Origin of the sequence: Paracoccus binzhouensis, from assembly GCF_016446475.1 — a bacterium.
Classification (GTDB): domain Bacteria; phylum Pseudomonadota; class Alphaproteobacteria; order Rhodobacterales; family Rhodobacteraceae; genus Paracoccus; species Paracoccus binzhouensis.
Genome location: NZ_JAEHFP010000007.1, coordinates 53,656 through 74,049 on the forward strand (window position 1 = coordinate 53,656; position 20,394 = coordinate 74,049).

27 protein-coding genes, 3 pseudogenes and 1 other annotated feature are annotated in these 20,394 nt (G+C 65.5%); of the genes and pseudogenes, 11 read left to right on the forward strand and 19 right to left on the reverse strand.

Features of this window, described 5'->3' with window-relative positions:
- Positions 1 to 30 precede the first annotated feature (30 nt).
- The 5 genes from I9P22_RS03880 to I9P22_RS03900 are packed head-to-tail and all read right to left on the reverse strand — an operon-like array spanning position 31 to position 5,489.
- Complete coding sequence (locus I9P22_RS03880) at positions 31 to 615, reverse strand: protein-tyrosine phosphatase family protein (protein WP_199258068.1); 585 nt, start codon at positions 613 to 615, stop codon at positions 31 to 33.
- Positions 548 to 1,666 (reverse strand): MBL fold metallo-hydrolase, encoded by a 1,119-nt coding sequence (locus I9P22_RS03885; protein ID WP_199258069.1) that lies wholly within the window; start codon positions 1,664 to 1,666, stop codon positions 548 to 550. The genes I9P22_RS03880 and I9P22_RS03885 overlap by 68 nt, the downstream gene beginning before the upstream one ends.
- On the reverse strand, positions 1,654 to 3,381 hold the full coding sequence (locus I9P22_RS03890; protein ID WP_199258070.1) for an ABC transporter permease: 1,728 nt from the start codon (positions 3,379 to 3,381) through the stop codon (positions 1,654 to 1,656). The genes I9P22_RS03885 and I9P22_RS03890 overlap by 13 nt, the downstream gene beginning before the upstream one ends.
- A gap of 6 nt (positions 3,382 to 3,387) precedes the next feature.
- Positions 3,388 to 4,356: an ABC transporter substrate-binding protein gene (locus I9P22_RS03895; RefSeq protein WP_199258071.1), complete on the reverse strand. Its 969-nt coding sequence runs from the start codon at positions 4,354 to 4,356 to the stop codon at positions 3,388 to 3,390.
- Entirely contained in the window at positions 4,347 to 5,489 is a 1,143-nt protein-coding gene (locus tag I9P22_RS03900) for an ABC transporter ATP-binding protein (protein ID WP_199258072.1), read from the reverse strand. Before I9P22_RS03900 ends, I9P22_RS03895 begins: the two co-directional genes overlap by 10 nt.
- 50 nt (positions 5,490 to 5,539) lie before the next feature.
- On the opposite strand from I9P22_RS03900, the gene I9P22_RS03905 reads away from it, so the two are divergent.
- Positions 5,540 to 6,166: a DUF1697 domain-containing protein gene (locus I9P22_RS03905; RefSeq protein ID WP_233253187.1), complete on the forward strand. Its 627-nt coding sequence runs from the start codon at positions 5,540 to 5,542 to the stop codon at positions 6,164 to 6,166.
- A 134-nt stretch (positions 6,167 to 6,300) separates the two neighbouring features.
- On the opposite strand, the gene I9P22_RS03910 is transcribed toward I9P22_RS03905, so the two are convergent.
- The 12 genes and pseudogenes from I9P22_RS03910 to I9P22_RS03955 form a co-directional block, all read right to left on the reverse strand.
- Positions 6,301 to 7,053 (reverse strand): amino acid ABC transporter ATP-binding protein, encoded by a 753-nt coding sequence (locus I9P22_RS03910; RefSeq protein WP_199258073.1) that lies wholly within the window; start codon positions 7,051 to 7,053, stop codon positions 6,301 to 6,303.
- A 14-nt stretch (positions 7,054 to 7,067) separates the two neighbouring features.
- Positions 7,068 to 7,415 (reverse strand): ABC transporter permease subunit, encoded by a 348-nt coding sequence (locus tag I9P22_RS24490; protein ID WP_332909000.1) that lies wholly within the window; start codon positions 7,413 to 7,415, stop codon positions 7,068 to 7,070.
- Positions 7,416 to 7,760 (reverse strand): ABC transporter permease subunit, encoded by a 345-nt coding sequence (locus tag I9P22_RS24495; RefSeq protein ID WP_233253188.1) that lies wholly within the window; start codon positions 7,758 to 7,760, stop codon positions 7,416 to 7,418.
- Positions 7,757 to 8,445: pseudogene (locus I9P22_RS24935) on the reverse strand (amino acid ABC transporter permease). Before I9P22_RS24935 ends, I9P22_RS24495 begins: the two are co-directional and overlap by 4 nt.
- 128 nt (positions 8,446 to 8,573) lie before the next feature.
- Positions 8,574 to 9,281 (reverse strand): amino acid ABC transporter substrate-binding protein, encoded by a 708-nt coding sequence (locus I9P22_RS03925; RefSeq protein WP_332909001.1) that lies wholly within the window; start codon positions 9,279 to 9,281, stop codon positions 8,574 to 8,576.
- A gap of 6 nt (positions 9,282 to 9,287) precedes the next feature.
- Positions 9,288 to 9,455, reverse strand: coding sequence for a hypothetical protein (locus I9P22_RS03930; protein WP_199258075.1), 168 nt, complete (start codon positions 9,453 to 9,455; stop codon positions 9,288 to 9,290).
- Between the two features lie 70 nt (positions 9,456 to 9,525).
- Positions 9,526 to 10,137 carry an aminotransferase class V-fold PLP-dependent enzyme gene (locus tag I9P22_RS24815; RefSeq protein WP_199258076.1) on the reverse strand — a complete coding sequence of 204 codons (612 nt, stop codon included), beginning with the start codon at positions 10,135 to 10,137 and terminating at the stop codon, positions 9,526 to 9,528.
- Between the two features lie 38 nt (positions 10,138 to 10,175).
- Positions 10,176 to 10,565, reverse strand: coding sequence for an aminotransferase class V-fold PLP-dependent enzyme (locus I9P22_RS24820; RefSeq protein ID WP_199258077.1), 390 nt, complete (start codon positions 10,563 to 10,565; stop codon positions 10,176 to 10,178).
- A 182-nt stretch (positions 10,566 to 10,747) separates the two neighbouring features.
- Positions 10,748 to 11,509: an IclR family transcriptional regulator gene (locus tag I9P22_RS03945; protein WP_199258078.1), complete on the reverse strand. Its 762-nt coding sequence runs from the start codon at positions 11,507 to 11,509 to the stop codon at positions 10,748 to 10,750.
- A gap of 54 nt (positions 11,510 to 11,563) precedes the next feature.
- On the reverse strand, positions 11,564 to 11,710 hold the full coding sequence (locus tag I9P22_RS25025) for a helix-turn-helix domain-containing protein (RefSeq protein ID WP_408635144.1): 147 nt from the start codon (positions 11,708 to 11,710) through the stop codon (positions 11,564 to 11,566).
- A complete protein-coding gene (locus I9P22_RS03950) occupies positions 11,643 to 12,317 on the reverse strand; it encodes an alpha/beta fold hydrolase (protein ID WP_199258079.1) in 675 nt (224 codons plus the stop codon). The genes I9P22_RS25025 and I9P22_RS03950 overlap by 68 nt, the downstream gene beginning before the upstream one ends.
- A 140-nt stretch (positions 12,318 to 12,457) precedes the next feature.
- Positions 12,458 to 12,901, reverse strand: coding sequence for a MarR family winged helix-turn-helix transcriptional regulator (locus tag I9P22_RS03955; protein WP_199258080.1), 444 nt, complete (start codon positions 12,899 to 12,901; stop codon positions 12,458 to 12,460).
- 119 nt (positions 12,902 to 13,020) lie between these two features.
- Here I9P22_RS03955 and I9P22_RS03960 point away from each other — a divergent pair, with 119 nt between their 5' ends.
- Together I9P22_RS03960 and I9P22_RS03965 are read left to right on the forward strand one after the other, a co-directional pair.
- Positions 13,021 to 13,446 (forward strand): organic hydroperoxide resistance protein, encoded by a 426-nt coding sequence (locus I9P22_RS03960; protein WP_233253189.1) that lies wholly within the window; start codon positions 13,021 to 13,023, stop codon positions 13,444 to 13,446.
- Between the two features lie 139 nt (positions 13,447 to 13,585).
- Entirely contained in the window at positions 13,586 to 14,083 is a 498-nt protein-coding gene (locus tag I9P22_RS03965; protein ID WP_199258081.1) for a hypothetical protein, read from the forward strand.
- 20 nt (positions 14,084 to 14,103) lie between these two features.
- Here the strand turns inward: I9P22_RS03965 and I9P22_RS03970 are convergent, their stop codons facing one another.
- The gene (locus tag I9P22_RS03970; protein WP_233253190.1) at positions 14,104 to 14,859 is read right to left on the reverse strand and encodes an SDR family NAD(P)-dependent oxidoreductase; all 756 of its coding nucleotides are present in this window, start codon (positions 14,857 to 14,859) and stop codon (positions 14,104 to 14,106) included.
- A 171-nt stretch (positions 14,860 to 15,030) separates the two neighbouring features.
- Between I9P22_RS03970 and I9P22_RS03975 the strand changes: the two genes are divergently transcribed.
- Positions 15,031 to 16,020: an AraC family transcriptional regulator gene (locus I9P22_RS03975; protein ID WP_199258083.1), complete on the forward strand. Its 990-nt coding sequence runs from the start codon at positions 15,031 to 15,033 to the stop codon at positions 16,018 to 16,020.
- Here the strand turns inward: I9P22_RS03975 and I9P22_RS03980 are convergent.
- Positions 15,939 to 16,694 (reverse strand): aspartate/glutamate racemase family protein, encoded by a 756-nt coding sequence (locus tag I9P22_RS03980; RefSeq protein ID WP_332909002.1) that lies wholly within the window; start codon positions 16,692 to 16,694, stop codon positions 15,939 to 15,941. The genes I9P22_RS03975 and I9P22_RS03980 overlap by 82 nt on opposite strands.
- Positions 16,695 to 17,439: 745 nt before the next feature.
- Between I9P22_RS03980 and I9P22_RS03985 the strand changes: the two are divergent.
- From I9P22_RS03985 to I9P22_RS04010, 7 genes and pseudogenes are all read left to right on the forward strand, one after another.
- Positions 17,440 to 17,622 (forward strand): annotated as a pseudogene (locus I9P22_RS03985) (Mu transposase domain-containing protein); the annotation flags it as partial.
- A gap of 113 nt (positions 17,623 to 17,735) precedes the next feature.
- A complete protein-coding gene (locus tag I9P22_RS03990) occupies positions 17,736 to 17,969 on the forward strand; it encodes a hypothetical protein (protein WP_199258084.1) in 234 nt (77 codons plus the stop codon).
- Positions 17,970 to 18,038: 69 nt separating this feature from the next.
- Positions 18,039 to 18,458 (forward strand): putative toxin-antitoxin system toxin component, PIN family, encoded by a 420-nt coding sequence (locus I9P22_RS03995; protein WP_233253192.1) that lies wholly within the window; start codon positions 18,039 to 18,041, stop codon positions 18,456 to 18,458.
- Positions 18,455 to 18,709 carry a toxin-antitoxin system HicB family antitoxin gene (locus I9P22_RS04000; protein WP_199258086.1) on the forward strand — a complete coding sequence of 85 codons (255 nt, stop codon included), beginning with the start codon at positions 18,455 to 18,457 and terminating at the stop codon, positions 18,707 to 18,709. Before I9P22_RS03995 ends, I9P22_RS04000 begins: the two co-directional genes overlap by 4 nt.
- A 69-nt stretch (positions 18,710 to 18,778) precedes the next feature.
- Positions 18,779 to 19,105, forward strand: coding sequence for a recombinase family protein (locus I9P22_RS24940; protein WP_332908998.1), 327 nt, complete (start codon positions 18,779 to 18,781; stop codon positions 19,103 to 19,105).
- On the forward strand, positions 18,999 to 19,955 hold the full coding sequence (locus I9P22_RS24825) for a recombinase family protein (RefSeq protein ID WP_332908999.1): 957 nt from the start codon (positions 18,999 to 19,001) through the stop codon (positions 19,953 to 19,955). Before I9P22_RS24940 ends, I9P22_RS24825 begins: the two co-directional genes overlap by 107 nt.
- Positions 19,924 to 20,394: pseudogene (locus I9P22_RS04010) on the forward strand (transposase); the annotation flags it as partial. The gene I9P22_RS24825 and the pseudogene I9P22_RS04010, both read left to right, overlap by 32 nt.
- Positions 20,205 to 20,321: a sequence feature (AL1L pseudoknot), on the forward strand. It overlaps the preceding pseudogene by 117 nt.

Consider the following 20,394-nt stretch of genomic DNA (forward strand, 5'->3'; position numbering starts at 1 on the left):
CGGCCGCGCTTGCGACGAACCCGGGAAGGACTAACCTTGCAGCAGGGCGGGCAGGCTACCGCTGGCCAGAACCGCGCGCGCCAGATCCAGCATCGGGGGCAGCGGGTAGGTGTCCGAATTGCCGCGCACCCTGCGGATATGGGATACCGCGCTGTCGAGTGTCGGGAACGTCCCGGGCGCGCGCAGATGCAGGTATATCGCCAGCACGATGACCGATCGCGACCGCCCGCCCCGGCAATTCACCAGCACATGCCCAGCGCGATGGGCGGGATAGTTCGGCTTGCCGGGGCTGGTCTGCGTGACCAACCCTTCCAGCGCCAGCACGGCGGCGGCGAGGTGGGCGGGCGTATTGCCCGCCCCGTCGATCAGGCCCACCTTGGCGCGGCGCATATGGGTGCCGTCGGACAGTTGCAGGGGCGCGACGTCGATGTTCAACGACACATTCAGCGAAGAGGTTATGCCTGCGGCCAGCAGCGCGGCGCCGTCGCTGGCGCCGGTCAGGTTACCGACATAAAGGCGGCAGATCCGGCCCTGGGGCAGGACCAGGTCATGGACCGGGACAAGGATCGTGATGTCGTTCTCGGCCCGCTCGCGGGTGGTTTCCTTGATCAGCATGGATTGGGCTTTCTTTTGTCGGGGGGCAGATCCGGTCCGGTCGCCAGATCGGGGCCAAGGCCAGCGCAAGCTCAGGGGCATCGTCCAACGCCCCGAAGGCGGGAACCAGATGCCTCGCGCCGGTGATTTCGGCCAGCCAGATCTGGTCGCGGGCACGGGGATGCACGTTCCAGGGATGCCGGCTGGCGCGACCCTCGGCGATCAGCCCCGCCGCCGCACTGCCGGGGGCGACATGACCGGTGAAGATGAAGCGCCAACCTCGCGGATCGGCAATCAGGCATGACACCAGATCGCCGAGTCGCTCGGTATCTGCGGCAATGATCACATCGCCCTCGCGCGCCTCCGACGGGGTGGTGACGCTGCGCAGATCGGGCAACGCCCCCTGCAGCTCGGCCCGGACCTGCGGGCAGACAACCGGCGACAGGCCAAGGGCGGACAGTCGCAGCGCCATATCCGCGCCGCGCCCGAGGATAGGGACCGGCAGCACCGTGCCGGGGACGATGCTGCCCGCCAGCGCCGGCCCCTGCTCGGCCAACGCCTGATCGCGGTCGCCATAGGAAAGATCGGTGATTACCAGATCTGCCCGGGGCGGGGGATCGAAGGGCAGAAGCCCGGATTCCCGGCTCCAGTCGCCCATGTAAAGCGCGCCGCCCTCCTGCGGCAGATGCAGCCAGATGCCGCCCATGGCATGTCCGCTGCGCCCGACCAAGACAGGCAGGCCCAGCAATTGCGCAGGGCCTTGCAGCGGCAGGGCGCGGCAGGCTTCGGGCGGCAGATGCAGGCCCAGCAGCGGCAGGGCGCCGAAGGTGGCGCGGGTGGCAAAGACCGGCGGGCGGCCCAGCCGCGGCCAGAGGTCGATGGCCCCGACATGGTCGATATGCGCATGGGACAGGACGATGGCATCGACCCGTCCGATGCCCCGCAGGTCCGGGCGCTGGCCCGGTGTCGGCCCCTCGCCCAGGTCCAGCAGGATGCGTCGCCCGGCAATCTCCAGCAGGAAGGCTGCCGGGGACTTGCCGCCCAAGCCGCTGAATGCCGTCAGAACTGCCATGGCAACACGCCTTTGGGCAGGAAGCGCGACAGCGCCGTCGACAGCAGCATCAGCGCCAGCACGCCCAGGATCATCAGGCAACCCACAGCGGCGGCGAGGGTCGAGGCCCCGCCTTCCTCGAGGAAGATGATCATCGGCCCGATGGTGCGGGTGCCCGAGGAGATCAGCAGGATCGAGGTCTGGATCTCGTTGATCGCGGTCATGAAGACGATCACGGCGGCGGCGATGGCGGTCGGGGCGATCAGCGGCCAGATCACGTCGCGCATCCGGCGCAGGAAGCCCGCGCCCGCAACCTGTGCGGCCTCTTCCAGCGCGCGGTCGATCTGGGCATAGCCCGACAGCACCGGGCGCAGCGCCAGCGCGAAGAAACCCGCGACATAGGCGGCCAGGATGATCCAGGGCGTGCCGTAGATCGATATCCCGAGCCCCGGCAAGGGCCGCAGGAACAGCAGGATCATCGCGACGCCCAGCGTGATGCCCGGCAGGGTATAGGCGGCCTCGGACCCGAAATGGAGCAGCCGCACCAAGGGCCCGCGCCGCCATGTCAGGAAATAGCCCAGGAAAACCGAGGCCAGCATCAGGAAGCCCATGGTGAACAGCGTCAGCCACAGCGAGGTGACGAAGGCATCGCGCAGCGACACTTGCTGGAACAGCGCCGAGACGTAGTTCTTCAGCGTCATCGTCTCCGCTGTCAGCGGCAGGCCGTAGGCGGTGACCAGCGAGGTCTGGAGCAGCGCCGACAGCGGCAGCAGCAGCGAAACGATGAGATAGCCCCAGAGCAGCGCCGCGACCACGGCCCCGGCCCGGCCCAGCGGAAGCATCAGCGGGCGGCTGCCCAGATCGACGCGGGTATCGCTGCGCTCACCGGCGCGCGCGGCCAGCAGCACGCCCGCCACGGTCAGGGCGGTCAGCACCAAGGACAACGCCGCCATGTTCGGCAGGGCGCTTGGCCCCAGCCCATTGATCTGCTGATAGATCTGGGTGATCAGCGTCGGCACGCGTGCGGGGATGCCCAGCATGGCCTGAATGCCGAAATTCCCGATGGCCGAGACGAAGGCGAGGCTGGCCGCCGCCACCATGCCGCCGTGCGCCAGGGGCAGGATCACCGTCAGCAGCACCCGGCCGGGACCGGCGCCGGCGGCGCGGGCCGCCTCGGCCAGATCCAGCGGAATGCGGCGCAGGCTGGCCTGCATCGCAAGATAGACCAGCGGTGCATTGTAGATGCCCAGAAGCAGGATGATCCCGGTCCTGGAATACAGGGGATGCCGCGTGCCCGCCTCCATCGACAGGCCGAGGAACCCCAGCACCGGGCCGGAGGGTGAGAAGGCCTGGATCCAGGCCATGGCGGTCACCTGCGGCGGGATCATCAGGGGCAGCACGAAGGCAAAGACCAGCGCCGACTTGCCGCCAAGGTCGGTCTGCACCATGATCACCGCGAAGATCGTGCCGACCAGCACGGAAACAAGGGTCGAGGCCAGCGAAATATGGATGGTGTTCCAGATCGCCGCCCCGATCTGCGGGCGCGAGAACAGCTTCGCCAGCCGCTCGATCGCCAGCCCGCCATCATCGAAAAGGGCCGCCTGCGCCAGCCGCAGCATCGGCGCGACGGAAACCGACAGGATCAGCACGGCCAGCAGGGCCAGCACGATCCTTTCGGACGAAAGCCGGAAAAGGGGCGCGCGCGGCGCCCCCGTGCTGTTCGGAACGGAGGTCATCCCCGGTCAGCCGCCGAAGATTTCGGTGAACCGGGCGCGGGCCTCGGCATCCTCGGCCACCGCGCGGTCGGCATCCAGCGGCATCAGCTTGATCTCGGACAGCGCCGGCATCCCCTCGGGCGAGGCGACCTTGGGGTCGACCGGCATGTAGCCCTGTTCGGCGGCCAGTTTCTGGCCCTCTTCCGACAGCACGAAGCTGACGAAGGTCTGGGCCGCTTCGACCTGGTCGGTGCCGGCAAGGATCGCCACCGGCTCGGTGAAGAAACTGGCGCCTTCGGCCGGATAGACGAATTCCACCGGCGAGCCCGCCTTTCTGGCGCGCAGCACATCGGCATCGATGTTGACGCCATACTTTACCTGGCCCCCGGCCACGGCCTTGAGCACCGGGCCATTGCCGCCTTCGGGCACCACGCCAAGCGCATTCAGACGCTGGTAATAGTCCCAGCCCTGGCTGGCGTCCTGCAGCAGCGAATGCATGTGGACCAGCGCGGCGCCGGAATAAAGCGGGCTCGGGGCGACGATCTGGCCGGCATTGGCATCCTGGAACAGATCGGCCCAGCCTGCGACGGGCGCAGCGATCTTGGTGTTGTAGACGATGCCGGTGGACGAGATCTTGGTGCCGAAGAAGGTCTTGTCGGCATCGTACATCAGCGGGTCGATGCCGTCGAGCGGCGCTTCCGGCCAGGCCAGCAGCAGGCCCTGGCTTTTCAGCGTGCCCAGATTGATGCTGTCGGCGACCAGCAGCACATCGGCCTTGATGCCGCCGGCTTCCTGCTCGGCGGTCAGGATGTTCATCAGCTGCGAGGTGCCGTTGCGCATCCATTCCACGGTGATGTCGGGATGCCTGGCCATGAAGGCGTCGACGGTCTGCTGGGCGATTTCCGGCGATTGCGAGGTGTAGAGCGTCAGCGTGGTCTGCGCCGAGGCCGCGGTCGCGGCCAGCGTCAGGGCAAGGGTGGTGACAGTCAGGCGCATTGGAATTGCTCCGTGAGATGCGAGGAGGAAGGGATCGGCGCCGCGCCGGGAGCGGGGGCGCCGGGAAGCGGGATGGCCCAGAGGTCGCGGAACGCCAGATCGAGGCGTGCGCCCGGTTCGGGCGGCGTGGCCGTGTCGGGCAGCACCATGGGCAGCCGGAGGGACGGATCCGTCTCGGGGCGCAGTTCGTAGGACCAGCTGCCGCCGCGATAGTTGCGGGCGGTGACACGGGCGGGGATGCCGGCCTCGCCCGGATGGACGGGCTGGATATCGGCGGGATGGGTCGAGGCCATGGCCAATGGCCGTGCGGTTTCCCCGGCATGGCAGCGCAGCCGGACGCGCGTTCCCAGAAGATCGGCCATGGCAAGCCCGTTCCCCATGGGGCGCAGGCCCTCGACCGGCAGCACCAGCCCGCCCCCGATGAAACCGGCCACCGTGGCGTCGGCAGGTTCGCGATACAGTTGCTGGGGGCTGGCGCATTGCAGCAGGCGGCCCTTGTCCATCACCGCGATGCGGTCGGCCAGGGCCATCGCCTCGGATTGGTCATGGGTGATATAGACCAGCGTCGCCCCGCTTTCGCGGTGGAAGCGGTGGAACTCCTCTTCCATCGTGGCGCGCAGATGCACATCCAGATTGGCCAGAGGCTCATCCAGCAGCACCAGATCCGAACCGGCGGCCAGGCAGCGCGCCAGCGCGACCCGCTGGCGTTGCCCGCCCGACAGATCCGCCGGGCGACGGCTGGCAAAGGGCGCTAGGTTGACGGTGTCCAGCGCGCGGGCCACCCGGGTCTCGCGTTCGGTCCGGGGCAGGCGCGCCACCTTCAGCGCATAGCCGACATTGTCCGCCACCGACATATGCGGCCACAGCGCATAGTTCTGGAACACGATGCCGATGCCGCGCCTTTCGGGCGGCACCATGACGTTTCCTCCCGCCACCTGCCGGTCGCCCAGGGTGATCGTGCCTTCATCGGGACGGTCAAAGCCTGCAATAAGCCGCAGCAGCGTGGTCTTGCCGCAGCCCGAGGGGCCAAGCACGGCCACGAATTCGCCCACCGCGATATCGAGGTCGATACCCGACAGAACCCTGGTCTCGCCATAGCTCTTGCCGATGTTCGACAGCCGCAAACCCGTCATGCCGCGCTGTCCCTTTCCTGTCATTCCGGTGCGATTGATGCAGCGGCGGCATGACAGGAGCGTGGCCGTTCTGTAAAATCTTGATGAACCTTGCGGTTCAGATGCACGATGCTGGCGCATTCAGCCAGCCACTGCCTTGCCGACGCTGGGGAGAAGATCGGATGGTCTCATACGTTGCACTGCTGCGCGCCGTGAATGTCGGCGGAACAGGCAAGCTGCCGATGACGGAGTTGAAGGCGATGTGCGCCACCGAGGGTTTCGGGAAGGTCCGCACCTATATCGCCAGCGGCAATGTCGTATTCTCGTCCGACCGGCCCGTGTTGGAGGTCAAGCGGGTGCTTGAGAAACGTCTGGAAGACCATGCCGGCAAGCCGGTCGGCGTCATCCTGCGCACGGCGAAAGAGATGGCGGACGTTCTCAACGCGAATCCGTTTCCTGACGCTCCGCCCAGCGGGACTGTCGCCATATTTCTGGACACCCCGCCACCCGCCGACACGCCCGAAACGATGAAACACATGCAGGACGAAGAGGTTCGGCTGGGCAAGCGGGAAATCTATGTGGCTTATGGCGCGGCGGGCATGGGCCGCTCGAAACTTGCGATCCCCGCGGACGCGGATGGCACCGCTCGCAACATGAATACCATCGCAAAACTCGCCGAGCTCGCGGCCCCGATATGAGATGCCCGGACCAGCCGCCAACGACGGAACAGGCTCGGGCCTCCCTGCCCGCCCACCGTTCTTGGGTGCCGATGCCTGCACGCCATCGCCTCGGGGCTGATCGCGAAGGCGCGGATCGGCAGTGGTCGCGCCGATCAGTGAATGACCTGTTGCAAGAACTCCTGCGCGCGCGGGCCTTGCAGGTTGGTAAAGAAATCGCCGGGCGCCGCTTCCTCGATCTTTTCGCCGCGATCCATGAAGATCACCCGGTCGGCGACCTGCCGCGCAAAGCCCATCTCATGCGTGACGCAAAGCATGGCCATGCCCTCCTCGGCCAGTTCCACCATGGTGTCGAGCACCTCCTTGACCATTTCGGGGTCCAGCGCTGAGGTCGGCTCGTCGAAAAGCATCACCCGCGGCTGCATGCAAAGCGCCCGCGCGATGGCGACGCGCTGCTGCTGGCCGCCGGAAAGCTGGCCGGGATATTTTCCGGCCTGGCCGGGAATGCGCACCTTGGTCAGGTAATGCATGGCGCGCTCTTCCGCCTCGGCCTTGCCGAGGCCGCGCGACTTGCGCGGGGCGATGGTGCAGTTTTCCAGGATGGTCATATGCGGGAACAGGTTGAAGCTCTGGAAGACCATGCCGACCTCGCGGCGAATGGCGGCGACGTCCTTGGTGTCCCCGGTCAGCCGGTGGCCGTCGACCAGGATCTCGCCGCTGTCGTGCCGCTCGATGCGGTTGATGCAGCGGATCAGCGTCGACTTTCCCGAGCCCGAGGAGCCGCAGATGATGATCTTTTCACCCTTCGCGACCTCCAGGCTTACGTCGCGCAGCGCGTGGAAATTGCCGTAATGCTTGTTGACCTCGGTCGCCCTGATGACGGGATCCGTGGGAACGGGGCTGTTCATGGCCGGGAACCTTTCTAGCGGTTGGTGGCGATGCGAGTGCGCTTGCGCAGGACCGCGACCAGTTGCGAGGCGGAGGTGCAGATCACCAGATAGACCGCCGCCACGGTCAGATACATTTCGACCAGACGGCCGTTCAGCTGCGCCACCTTGGAGGCCGCGCCCACCAGGTCGGTCAGCGACAGGACGTAGACGAGCGCGGTGTCCTTGAACAGGATGATGGTCTGGCTGAGGATGATCGGCGAGGTCACCCGGAACACCTGCGGCAGGATGATGTGCCGATAGGCCTGCAAGGTCGAAAGCGACAGCGCGTCGGCGGCCTCGTATTGACCCTTGCCGACCGAGCGCAGGCCGACGCGGATGATCTAGGAATAATAGGCCGCCGCGAACAGCGAGAAGGTCAGAAATGCCGTCAGCACCCCGCCCACCGGCATAGGCCGGCCGTTGTTGAACATCCAGCCCGCGATCAGGGGCACCAGGAAGAAGAACCAGAACAGCACCATGATCAGCGGGATCGAGCGGATCACCGCCACATAGCCCTTGGCGAGCTGCGCCGGCACCGGCACCTGCAGATGCTGGACCAGCACCAGCCCGGTTCCCAGCACCAGCCCGGCGACAAAGGCGACGGCGGTCAGCAGCAGCGAGAATTGCAGCCCCTTCCATAGGAAAGGCAGGGCATCGACGACGACCGAGAAATCACGCGCGTTCATAGCGCACCTCCGCGACGCAGGATGGGAAGACGGCGCGCCTTGCGGGCCGGCGCGCTGCCGGGGATCTGGAAGCGGCGGTCGATCCACAGCATCAGCCGATAGGCGACCAGCGCCAGCAACAGGTAGATGATCGTCGCCGCCGCGAAGGCGCCGAAGGTCTGGAAAGTCGCCTCGGAGATCTGCCGTGCCTGCGCGGTCAACTCCAACAGGCCGATGGTCAGGGCGACCGACGTGTTCTTGTAGATCCCCATCACCTCGCTGGTCAGGCTGGGAACGATCAGCCGCAGGGCCTGCGGCACGATGATGTGGCGCCGGGTGGCGCAAGGCGAAAGCCCCAGCGCGGCGGCAGCCTCGTCCTGGCCGGCAGCGCCTCGATGCCCGCCCGCACCTGCTCGGCGATGCGCGCCGCGGTATAGAGGCTGAGACAGGCCAGCGCCGGGAAGAAGGCGCCCCAGGGCGGCGGCATCTGCTTGATCCGGTCGCCCAGGCCCGTGGGCAAAAGCTCGGGCAACACGAAATACCACAGGAACATCTGCACCAGCACCGGGATGTTGCGAAAGACCTCGACATAAAGACGTGCGGCCAGGGCTACGGCGCGGTTGCGGCTGGTGCGCCCGACGCCCACCAGCACGCCGATGGCAAAGGCGATCCACCAGCCGCCGACGGCCAGAAGCAACGTCCACATCAGGCCGGACAGCAGCCACCGGATGTAAAAGCTGCCCGTCTATCGCAGGTTGAAAAAGCACGTCGAACATGCCGATGACCTTCGCTTGGGGCCGGGCCGCGCAGGCCGCCACCCGGCCGGGGTTGTTGTCACTCGACGGCGTCGCTGGGATTGGCGACGCGTTCCTTCAGCGCCTCGCCCATCGCGAAATCGAGGTTCTCGTTCCGCGGCGGGATCGGTTGCGTGAACCACTGGTCATAGATCGCGGTGAACTCGCCCGAAGCCATCAGCCCCTTCAGCGTGTCGTCCACCACCGCCTTGAACTCGGCACCGCCCTTGGTGAACATCAGCCCGTAATAGATCCGGTCATAAGCTTCGGGCAGGAAGATCAGCGCCGAGGGATCGGGCGCCGCGGCCCGGAGCCCGGCCAGCAGGATGTCGTCCTCCATGAAGGCCACGGTGCGGCCCGAGGTCAGCATCAGGAAGGATTCCGCGTGATCCTTGGCCTGGGCGATGTTCAGGTCCATCCCCTGGGCCGAAAGCGCCTGCGCGAAGCCGACGGCATTCGAGCCCTGCGTGGCGACGACGGTCTTCAGATCATCGGCGCCCTTGAGGTCATTCCTGGCCAGCACCAGCCAGCGCGGCTGGCTGACGAAGGTCGCAACGCTGAACGAGACCTGCTGCTGCCGGGTCTTGTTGTTCGCCGTGCCGCCGCATTCGATGTCTACGGTGCCGTTCTGGATCAGCGGGATGCGGTTCGAGGAATTGACCGGGACGTAGTTCAGCCGCATCTCCTTGCCGAGCTTTGCCTCGATGCTGTCCACGATCCGCGCGCGCAGGTCCAGCGAGAAGCCGATCGGCTGCTAGTCGGCGCCGAGATAGGAAAACGGCATCGAGGCTTCACGATAGCCGATGGTGATCGCTTCGTTCGAGGCGATGCGCTCCAGCGTCACGCTGTCGGCATGGGCGGGGGCGGCAAGGGCCGCGCAGGCCAGAACGCCGCACAGGCCAAGGCTTTTGATGCTGTTCATGTTGGTTCCCTTGTTGGTCGGTTCGTTTCTTATCGCGCCGGACCTGCTGGTCAGGTCCGGCGCATCTTGCTCAGGCGGCGGCGGGCAGCGCGGCGACATAGATATGCGGCGCGCGATGCGCCCGCGCCCGCGGGCCGACAAGCCCGACGCCCAGCCGGTCCAGCCCGGCGATCAGCCGGTCGCCCAGGGCATGGCAATGGTCCTGGATTTCGGCGACGCCGATGGCGTCCAGCAGATCGAGCGCCCCGCCCAGCCCCAGCACGGCGGGCAGGTTGAAGTTCCCGATCTCGAACCGGCGGGCGGTGCTGGCGACGGCCATGTTGTCATGCCGCGCGATCAGGTCGGCGGGCGGGTTTTCCAGCGTGATCACGGCCATGTAGCTGGGCTGGGCATCGACCGCCTCGCGGTTCCAGTACAGAAAGCCCAGCCCCTGCAGCAGCAGCCCCTTATGGGTGCCCGAGCCGACGAAGGTGGCGCCGATCCGCTTCACATCCACCGGCACCACGCCGATGCCCTGCATCACGTCCACGACGAAGAAAAGCCCGCGTTCCCGGCACAGCCGGCCGACGCTTTCGACATCGAACAGATGCCCGGCATGGAAAGTCACCAGCGACATCGCGATGGCGCGTGTCCGCTCGCCCAGGTGCCGCTCGAAAAAGACGGCGTCCACGATCTCTGGCATCGGCAGGAAGCGCGTCTCGACGCCCTTGCGGGCCAGGTTCAGGAAGGCATAGGCGTTGTCGGATGGTCGCCCTCCAGCATCAACACCGCGTCCCCGGCTTCCAGCGGCAGGGCGTTGGCGGCGATGTTCATCGCCTCCGAGGTGTTCCTGGTGAAGGCGATCTCTTCGGGTGCGGCATTCACGAAGTCAGCCAGCTGGCCGCGCACCGCCTCCAGGCCCGCAAGCCATTCGGACTTGGGACCGGCGGTGTCGAAGGACGCGGCGATGAACGCCTCGAGCCGCTCTTTCACCGGCACGGATAGCGGCGACTGAAAGCCCGCATCCAGATAGGTCATCCGCTCTACCGCCGGGAAAGGTCGCCGCACTGCGGCAACCTCATAGGACATGGATCGCTCTCCTGCTGCACCCCGTGGGCCGACCTTCAGCAAGGCAAGCCCTCCTGTTGATCAATTTCCGAGATCAATGATTTCGAAAATCAGGATGCGAGAGGATGCCGATCCTGTCACGATAAAATTTCTCTTTTCGGATTCAATTATTCCGAAAATTGATAGATTTTCGAATTCTGGCAGTTGCTCTGGTTCCAAAGAATGAGGCTGTCACCCTTTTACGGTCAGCCGTCTGTGTCCTCGACTTCCAGAATCGTCTGCGCCAGCAGATGCGCGGCGCGCTGCAAGGGCTCGATAAAGGCCCCCAGTTCGTCGTAGCGCACCCGCGCGGTCGGCACCGACACCCCAAGACAGGCGATCAGCGTGCCGTCGGGGCCGGTGATCGGCGCCGCACAGCCCACGACGCCCTGCACATATTCCTCATTGGTACTGGCCCAGCCCTTGCGCCGGACCTCGCCCAGCTGGGCAAGCAACGCATCGGGATCGATGATCGTGTTCGGCGTGTGCCGCTGCATCAGCAGCGTTCTGACCAGCTTGTCGCGCGCCGCGCCGGGCATCCGGCTCAGATAGATCTTGCCGGTCGAGGTGCAGTAAAGGGGCGCATCGGCGCCCGGATCGAATTGCAGGCCCTGCGAGGGCGCAACGCGCACGCTGTCCACATAGACGACGCGGTTGTTGCGGACGATGCCGATGGTCTTGCCCGCCAGCAGCACGAGGCGATTGCCGACCCAGAACCGCTTGGTCCCGGGGGCCTTCTGCACCATCTGCCGCGCCTCGAGGTTGCTGATCAACCGATGCGCCGTCGGCACCGGCAGGCCCAGTTCCTGGGCGATCTCTGCGGTGGTGACCGGCTTTCGCTGGCTGGCAACGAAATCCAGGATCGCAAGGGCACGATCCAGCGGGCCGTCGGAGGGCGTTTCAAGGGGGATGTGATCGAACCAATGATTCTCGGCAAGCGAGAACCGTTCTTTCGAAAAACAAGGCATTGGGCAAGGAGAATGCGGCCCTCAGCTCAGATAGGCAGAGCTCGGCGAGGTGATTCAGCGCCCGTTTGATATGAGCTTGCCGAAGATCACCGACAACTGGCTGCGCACCGTCTTCACGCTCTTGCCCAGCCGTTCAGCGATCGCCCGATTGTCGAGCCCCTCGGCAACGAGGTTCAGCAGGACAGCTTCGGCGGGCGTCAGTCCGGCGTCGCGGATCGCGCGCGACAGCTCGCACCGGCTTTGGCCAAGAGGGGCGACGAATTCGGCCCGGAATCGCGGCTGCGAGCCGGCAGCCTTCGTCAAAGGGCAAGCGCATATCGCTGCGGCAATGCGCAACCAGCGTGGGCACATGCAACTGCGGCGCAAGGTCCGACACGTCGATCCCCTGCATCTGCGACAGCAGCTCTGCGGCGACCTCGGCACTTGCCGTCACCCATTCGAGATCGCCCCACCAGAAATGCTGTTCGGACAACCCGTCCGGGATGAAGAGGTTGGTGAAGAACTTGCAGAACGCCGGATTGTCGCATCCCCAGCCGATGCGCACGAAATTGACCAGCATCTCGGCCGCCTCCAGCCGTTCCGCCTCGGTTCGCGCCCGGACCCGCTTGCCCTGGGCATAGGCGTTCAGAAGCACCAGATGCGAGACGCGCTCGGGGTGGCGCAGGGCACAGGCGATGGCGAGCGCACCGCCCTGCGATAGCCCCAGCAGCACGAAGCACGGCTCCCGGATCGCCGCGGCCACCGCGTCCAGATCCGCATGCCAAGCCTCGACCGAGAGGTCGGCGACATGCCCCTTTGGCCGGGTCACGCCGTCCCCTGCCGTTCACGTGTCCTGGTCATGTGCACGCGGTCGCTTCCTGGAACCGCGACAGCGTTTTCTGCCGCGAAACGGAGCGGGCAAGGCGAGACAGAGCAGGCGCCTTGCAGCCATCTTTCTCCCCGTCGCCTTTACGATGTGCTTTCCTTGCCCGTCAGGGCCTGATGCAGGCGCCGGACCTCGCGGTTGAGGGCGATCATCTCTTCCGCCGTCATGCCGGCCCGGGCGAAGAGGGCTTCGCCGAGGCAGCGGCTTTCCGTCTTCAGATCCAGGCCGCGCGCGGTCAACGCGACCACCACGCCCCGCTCGTCATCCTGACGCCGGGTTCTCGTGACCAGCCCGGCTGCCTCCAGCCGTTTGACCAGCGGCGTGATCGTGCTCGGCTCCAGATCCAGCCGGGTGGCAATCGCGCTGATGCTGCGCCCGTCTTCCTCCCACAGCACGTTCAGCACCAGGTATTGCGGATAGGTGATGCCCAACCGGTCCAGCAGCGGCTTGTAGAGGCGGTTGATCGCCATGGAGGTCGCATAGAGCGAGAAGCATAGCTGATCTTCGAGGGTCGGTTCCTTGGCCATAAGGCTTCTTATCACGGGATTTGTTATCGCGACAATAAAAAGCTGGACATGCAGTGATGCGCACTGTAGTAAGTATATTATCGCGATAATTATTATGGCGAAAATCAAATGAAATGATCATGTCGGTCCAGGTTCTCTACCGCACCCAAGCCACTGCAACCGGAGGCCGCGAAGGCCAGGCCCGCAGCGCAGACGGCCGTCTGGAGGTCGCGCTCTCCACCCCGAAGGAACTGGGCGGTGCGGGCGGCACCGGCACCAATCCCGAACAGCTCTTCGCGGCCGGCTATGCCGCGTGCTTTCTTGGCGCGCTCAAGCTTGTCGCCCAGCAACAGAAAGTGAAGCTCCCCGCTGATGCCGCGATCACCGTGACCGTGGGTATCGGGCCGCGCGCCGAGGGCGGTTTCGGCATCACGGCCGATCTTGCGATCAGCCTGCCGGGCATCGCGCACGAGGAGGCGCAGCGACTGGTCGAGGCGTCGCATCAGACCTGCCCCTATTCGAATGCCACCCGCAACAACGTCGCGGTCGGCCTGACGGTAATCTGAGACAGGCTTCGCAGGCCCGGCCAGTCACGACCAGATCGCGGCGGCCTTGACAGGCCGTCGTCGGAGCCGGGCCTTCGAGAAGTGCCCCCGGGGCGGGAAACCCGCCAGACGTTCATCTATATCACCAAAGGAAACGACCATGTTCGGGATCTCTCCCCTGGGCTGGCTGCATACGCTTGGAAGCCTGCCAGCCATCCCCCTCGCGATCTGGATGCTTGTGCGCCATGGGCGGATCGTGCCCCGGTCCAAAGCCGGCGCGGCTTATTTCGTCTTCATGCTGATCGGTGGCCTGACCGTGTTCCTGGTTGCGAAACAGCCGGTGAGCAACGTCATCGCAGCCGCGACGCTGGCGCTGCTCGTTGCCGGCTTTGCAGTTGGCCGCATATCGGTGCCGGGGCGTGCAGCCCGTTATTTCGAGACCATCTTCCTGACCATGACGGTCTTTCTGCTGCTGGTGCCATCGGTATCCGAAACACTGAGGCGCGTCCCGGACGGCAATCCGATTGCGGCGGACCCCGGCTCTCCGATCCTGCTGGGTGCGCTTGGTACACTCACCGTCCTGCTGATCCTGGGACTGGCCGCGCAGATCCTGTATCTGCGCAGGACGACAAGGCAGGTCAGCACCCCGAGGGCCTGACCTGCCCTGACCCTGCCGGTTCAGATCGCCTGGCCGCCCGAGACCTCGATCCGTTGCGCAGTGACCCAGCGGTTGTCGTCGGCCAACAGGCTTGCCACCATCGGCCCAATATCGTCGGGCAGGCCCACCCGGCCAAGCGCTGTCAGCCCGGCGAACTTGGCGTTTACATCCGGGTTGTCGCGCACGGTGCCGCCGCCGAAATCGGTCTCGATGGCGCCGGGCGCAACCGTGTTCACCGCAATGCCGCGCGGCCCGAACTCCTGCGCCATGTAACGGGTCAGCACCTCGACTGCGCCCTTCGCCGCCGCATAGGCCGCAAAGCCGGCATGGGAAAACCGCGTCAGCCCGGTCGAGACGTTCACGATCCGCCCGCCATCGGCGATCAGCGGCAACAGCGCCTGGGTCAGGAAGAACACGCCCTTCACATGCACGTCGAACAACCCGTCGAACTGCGCCTCGGTCGTCTCGCCGATCGTGGCGAATTCGCCATGGCCGGCGTTGTTGACCAGATGGTCGACGCTGTCGCGGCCCCAGACATTCCGCAGGCTGTCGCGCAAAGTTTCGGCAAAGGCGGGGAAGCCCGCCACGCGCGAAACATCCAGTTGCAGCGCCACCGCCTTGCGGCCCAAAGCCTCGATTTCCGTGACGACTTCGGCGGCCTGCGCTGTGTTGCCGCGATAGGCCACGACGACATCGCTGCCATGGCGGGCGATGGAAAGCGCGGTATTGCGGCCCAGCCCACGGTTGGCGCCGGTGATCAAAGCGATCTTGCTCATGTTTTCGTTCCTCATGCTGAGCGGATGAGGAGAACATGGCGCAGCACGCCCGGCCTTGGTTGCCCGTTCCTCGCACAATCTTGCCTGTTTCCGCGAAACCTGCGGATGCGGCTTGCATACAGGCCCGGTTTCCTTGCCTGATACCGCAAGCCCCCTGTCCGGACCCAACCGATGCGCAGCCTTCTCGATCTTGTCCGCCGCCATGCCGATGCCCATGCCGACCGTTTCGGCCTTGCGCCGACACCATTTCCCGGACTGGGCGTCGTGCGCGTGATGCGTCCCGGCGAATTGCAGGTGGCGGTGCAAAAGCCGTTGATCGCGATCTGCCTTCAGGGCCGCAAGCGCGTGACGATGGGGACGACCAGCTTCGACTATGGCGCGGGCGAGGCGCTGGTGATCACCGCCGATGTGCCGACCACCAGCCGGATCCTCGATGCCAGCCCTGCCGCGCCCTATTACGCCCTGGCGCTGGAACTGGACCCGGCGCTTCTGCGCAGGCTTTCCGTCGAGGCCGATCTGCGCCCCGCCGGTGCGGCCCCGCTGCGCATCGAGCCGGCCGACCCGGACGTGACCGACGCCGCGGGGCGGCTGATGCGGCTGCTTGACCGGCCCGCCGCGCTGCCGGTGCTGGGCGAGTCGCTCTTGCGCGAGATGCATTACTGGCTCCTGACCGGCCGCCACGGCGCCGCGATCCGGGGGCTCGGGGCGGTGGACAGCCATGCCCATCGCATTGCCCGCGCGGTGGCGCTGATCCGGCAGGACTATGCCCGCGCGCTGCGCATCGGCGACCTGGCCGCGGCGGCGGGGATGAGCGAATCCTCCTTTCACCAGCATTTCCGCGCCATCACCACGCTGTCGCCGCTGCAATTCCAGAAGCGGCTGCGGCTGATCGAGGCGCGGCGGCAGATGCTGGCGGACGGCGCGGGCATCGCGCAGGCCGCCCATGCCGTGGGCTATGAAAGCGTGCCGCAATTCACCCGCGACTATGCCCGCCTGTTCGGTATGCCGCCCGGCCGCGACATGCGCGAGGCAAGGCTCAGCGCCTGCGGCGCCACACGTTCCGGAAACCCGGCGGGCATTCAAGCATTCAGGGCCGCAGCAAAGGCCGCTTCACAATGCACCTGCGTGGTATCGAACACCGGCACCCGGACATTGCCCTGATCCAGGAGCATTCCCACCTCGGTGCAGCCAAGGATCAGGCAATCCGCTCCGCGATCCACGAGGCGCTGCGCAATCGCCATGAAAACGGCCCGACTCTCCTTGGTCACGATGTCGCGGCAAAGCTCTTCGTATATGATCCGATGCGTCAGGGCCCGGTCCGATACTTCCGGGATGACAGGATCAAGACCGGCCATGACCAGCCGGTCGGTGTAGAATGCCTGCTCCATCGTGAAGGCCGTCGCCATCAGGCCAGGGCGGCGAAGCCTTTTCCGGCAAATGGACGCCGCGGTTGCGTCAGCGATATGCAGAAGGGGGATCGAGACTCCGCGCATCATCCTGTCCGCCAGCTTGTGCATGGTGTTCGTCGCCAGGATCAGCAGATCGGCGCCGCCGCGTTCAAGAGATCTGGCTTCCGCGTTCAGAATATCGCCGGCCCGTTCCCATTCGTCCGCAACCTGCAGCCGCTCGATCCGCGAAAAATCCAGGGAACGGATAAGCAGTTCCGGAGAATGCAGCCCTCCCAACCGTTCGCGGGCCAGGGTGCACAAGGTGCGATAGTAGATTTGCGTGGATGCTGCGGACATGCCGCCCAGAATGCCGATAGTCTTCAAGAACCACTGTGCCCCTTCTTCCGTTATCGCATCGTAGATCGGTGCGATGCCGGCGTCGACCACCAAGCAACGGTCCGCTACAGGCCCGGAGCCGCCTCGCAGCGGCATTGTGCTATGTTCATGGCGATCAGCGCCGCAATCCGAAAAAGCGCGGCCCATGATCGATGTTCGGAATGTCGGCAATCCTGCAGAGGCTTCCCCAGACCGGACACGCACGCTTGCCACAGCGATTTTCCAGGGCAATGTCGCCTATGCGGGACGGAGTGGACCCTGGAAAGCAATCGGCCGCTATCCTGCGTCCGCCAAGGCACCTCATCCGACGCTAGCCGGTCTATCCCTTCCGTCGTGCATGGACCTTGGCTGCCAGCGCCTCCGACGCGTTCAAACGTAGCGGTAGGCAGGCGGCGCATTCCACCTCCGCCCGGCTCACACCGATATCGCCTAGGCTGTTGACCGGCATGGAATAAGGACCCCGCTTCCGGGGTGATCGGCGTCCATGTTTGGATGCCCCCTTCGATGCAAGGGTTTTCTGACCTTCTGAGCATGTGATTGGGTGCGGTCATGTTTCAGGCCTCTGGAGTGCGGCCGTGATATGCCGCGGGCTGGTATGGTGATGCGCGGGCCGGGGCCACATAAAAATTGCGAGCTTGGGCTCGTTGGACGCCACTGGCTTTCCCGTTCCGGATCTTGTCGATCATTTGCCCATTCTGGTCGTCGTCCTCCTCACATCGCCGACGCTCCGGTGGCCGCGGTCAGCAGACCGCGCCGGCCGGATCCCGAGTTTACGGACAAGGCCATCTGGACGGTCTTTCAGGAAGAGCGCCCGCACCTCGTCCCCTATGCCGGGCGCTTCGACGGCTTCCACTCGCTGCCTGCGGCGGTAGCGAAGACCTGCCTCGTGCGGTTCGACAACAACAAATACTCCGTCGCGGCAACGGCTGTCGGGCGGCCGGTCGAGATCCGGGCCTATGCGGAGCGGATCGAGATCCGGCATGGATGAGCCATGCCCCGCCATTGGTCCGAGGGGCATGGTGAACGGCTGGTCGGGGACCAACCGATGGGTCGAGAACCCCGTCAAATGGCGGCCAGAGGCAGAAGCTGGCGATGGCCAATGACGGAAAGTGCCGTGGTGGAGGAAGGCCAGCCAATGACAACCGCCCATCTGGTAGCCAGGATACTGGACACGAGAGCGATGCGCCCGCGCGGCTGGATGCGGTGGTCCTGACCATCGGCAGGCGGATGGCGCGGGAGGATTACGAGAACGCCGTGCGTGCCGCCAATGACAACACGCCGCCGACCCGAGGCGGGGGCGGGCGGGATCGCGATGGCGATGCATGAGGCTGCCGCATGGGAGGAATAGCCGCGCTTGATATTGACATCCAATGGGATGTCTATAAGTTGTCCCCCATGAGGTTGGTTCTGGACACCAATGTGATCGTGGCGGCCTTTCGGAGTCGCAACGGGGCAAGCAACCTGCTGCTGCGGCTGGTTGACCGGGGCACGGTGACGCCGCTTTGCTCGACGGCATTGTTCCTCGAATATGAGGCGGTGCTGAGCCGGGAGGAAACCCGGAAGGTGACGGGGCACAGCCTGGAGGATGTCGCGGCGGTGATGAGCGCGCTTGCCGCCGTGTCCGAGGGCGTCGATATCTCGTTCCGGACGCGGCCGATGCTGCCCGATGTCGCCGACGAGATGGTGCTGGAGGCTGCGTTGAACGGGCAGGCCGAGGCCATCGTGACGCATAACGTCAAGGACTTCCGCCCGGCGCTCGCGCTGGACGTCACCATCGCAACGCCAAGAGAGATCGTCAGGAGACTGAACGCATGACGCAGACCCAACGCTACAAATACCCGCTGCAACTGCCGCAGTCGCTCAAGGAGACGGCGGCGCGTCTGGCGCAGGAGGATGGTGTGTCGCTCAACCAGTGGATCGTCTCGGCGGTCGCGCAGAAGATCGGTGCGGTGGAGACGGCGGTCGATTTCCTCAAGGCGCGCGCAGGCACGGCGAAGCGCGGCGACCTGACCCGGCTTCTGGACCGGGCGCCGGATGTGGCGCCGATGCCGAAGGACAAGATGTGATCCACGAAACGCCGCGCCTGCCCTGCCACAAGCGAGGATGGGAGGACTGACCGCACGGAGACCATCGCCATGACCCGCGCCGCACTCTATGCCCGCTATTCCGACGATAAGCAGAGCGAAGCCTCGATTGAGGACCAGTTCCGGCTTTGCCGCGAGCATACTGCGCGGGAGCGGTGGCAGATCGTGGGTTCCTACGAGGATGCGGCGATTTCCGGCGCGAGCACGATCCTGCGACCGGGCATCCCAGCGGCTGATGCGCGATGCGCAGTAGGGCGAGTTCAACATCCTCGTGGCCGAGGCGCTGGACCGGATCAGCCGCGACCAGGCGGATGTCGCCACGCTCTACAAGCATTTGAAGTTCGCGGGTGTGAACATCGTCACCTTGGCCGAGGGTGAAATCACGGAACTGCATGTCGGCCTCAAGGGGACGATGAACGCGCTGTTCCTGAAAGACCTTACCATGAAGACCCATCGTGGCCTTCGGGGTCGGGTAGAGAAGGGTAAGGCCGGGGGAGGGCTTTGCTACGGCTGCAAGGTGGTGAAGAAGTTCGACGCCAACGGCGAGCCGATCCGGGGCAACCGGGAGATCATTCCTGAGGAAGCGGAAATCATCCGCCGCATCTTCCGCGAGTTCGCGTCGGGTAAAAGCCCGAAGGCCATCGCCGTCGATCTGAACCGCGAAAGCATCCCCGGCCCGCTGGGCCGCGCATGGGGCGATACCAGCATCCGGGGTCATCGCAATCGCGGCACCGGCATCGTCAACAACGAGCTTTATGCTGGCGTGCTGGTCTGGAACCGCCTGCGCTTCGTCAAAGACCCGTCCACCGGCAAGCGCGTGTCGCGCATCAACCCGCCCGAGAAATGGATCAGGAGCGAGGTTCCGCATCTGCGGATCGTGGATGATGCGCTCTGGAATGCCGTGCGGGAACGTCAGAAGCAGATCGCGGAAGTCTTCGGCCCGAACCCGGCCAACACACGGGAGGGCAGGGCGAAACGGCTGCATTTGGCGAACCGGCCTGTCTCTCTCCTTTCCGGCCTGATGACCTGCGGCTGCTGCGGTGGGAAGGTCGGTGTCATACTCTCCAACCGCTTCGGTTGCCTCAATCATCACCGGCGGGGCACCTGCACCAACAACCGCACCATCCTGCGCGACATGCTTCCTGACCCGCGCCGGGTTTGCCGGGTGCTCCAACTCCTGAGTAGGATGGAGCATCATGAGCAAGACGACGAACAAGTTTCCCCCTGAAGTGCGCGAGCGTGCGGTGCGGCTGGTTCTCGACAATGAGGGGCAGCATGGATCGCGGTGGCAGGCGGTCCTGTCGATTTCCGCGAAGATTGGTTGCGCGCCCCACGCCCTGAACGAGTGGGTCAGGAAGGCCGAGGTCGACAGCGGCAAGCGCGCGGGGATCCCAACCGAGATGGCCGAGAAGATGAAGGCGCTGGAGCGAGAGAACCGCGAGTTGCGTCAGGCGAACGAGATCCTGCGCAAGGCATCAGCGTATTTTGCGATGGCGGAGCTCGACCGCCGGTCGAAGTGGTGGTCGGGTTCATCGACGATCAGCGTGGTGAACACGGGGTCGAGCCGATCTGCAGCGTGCTGCCGATCGCCCCGTCCACCTATTACGATCATCTGGCGAAGCGGGCCGATCCGGATCGGCAGTCGGAGCGTGCCCGGCGCGACGCGG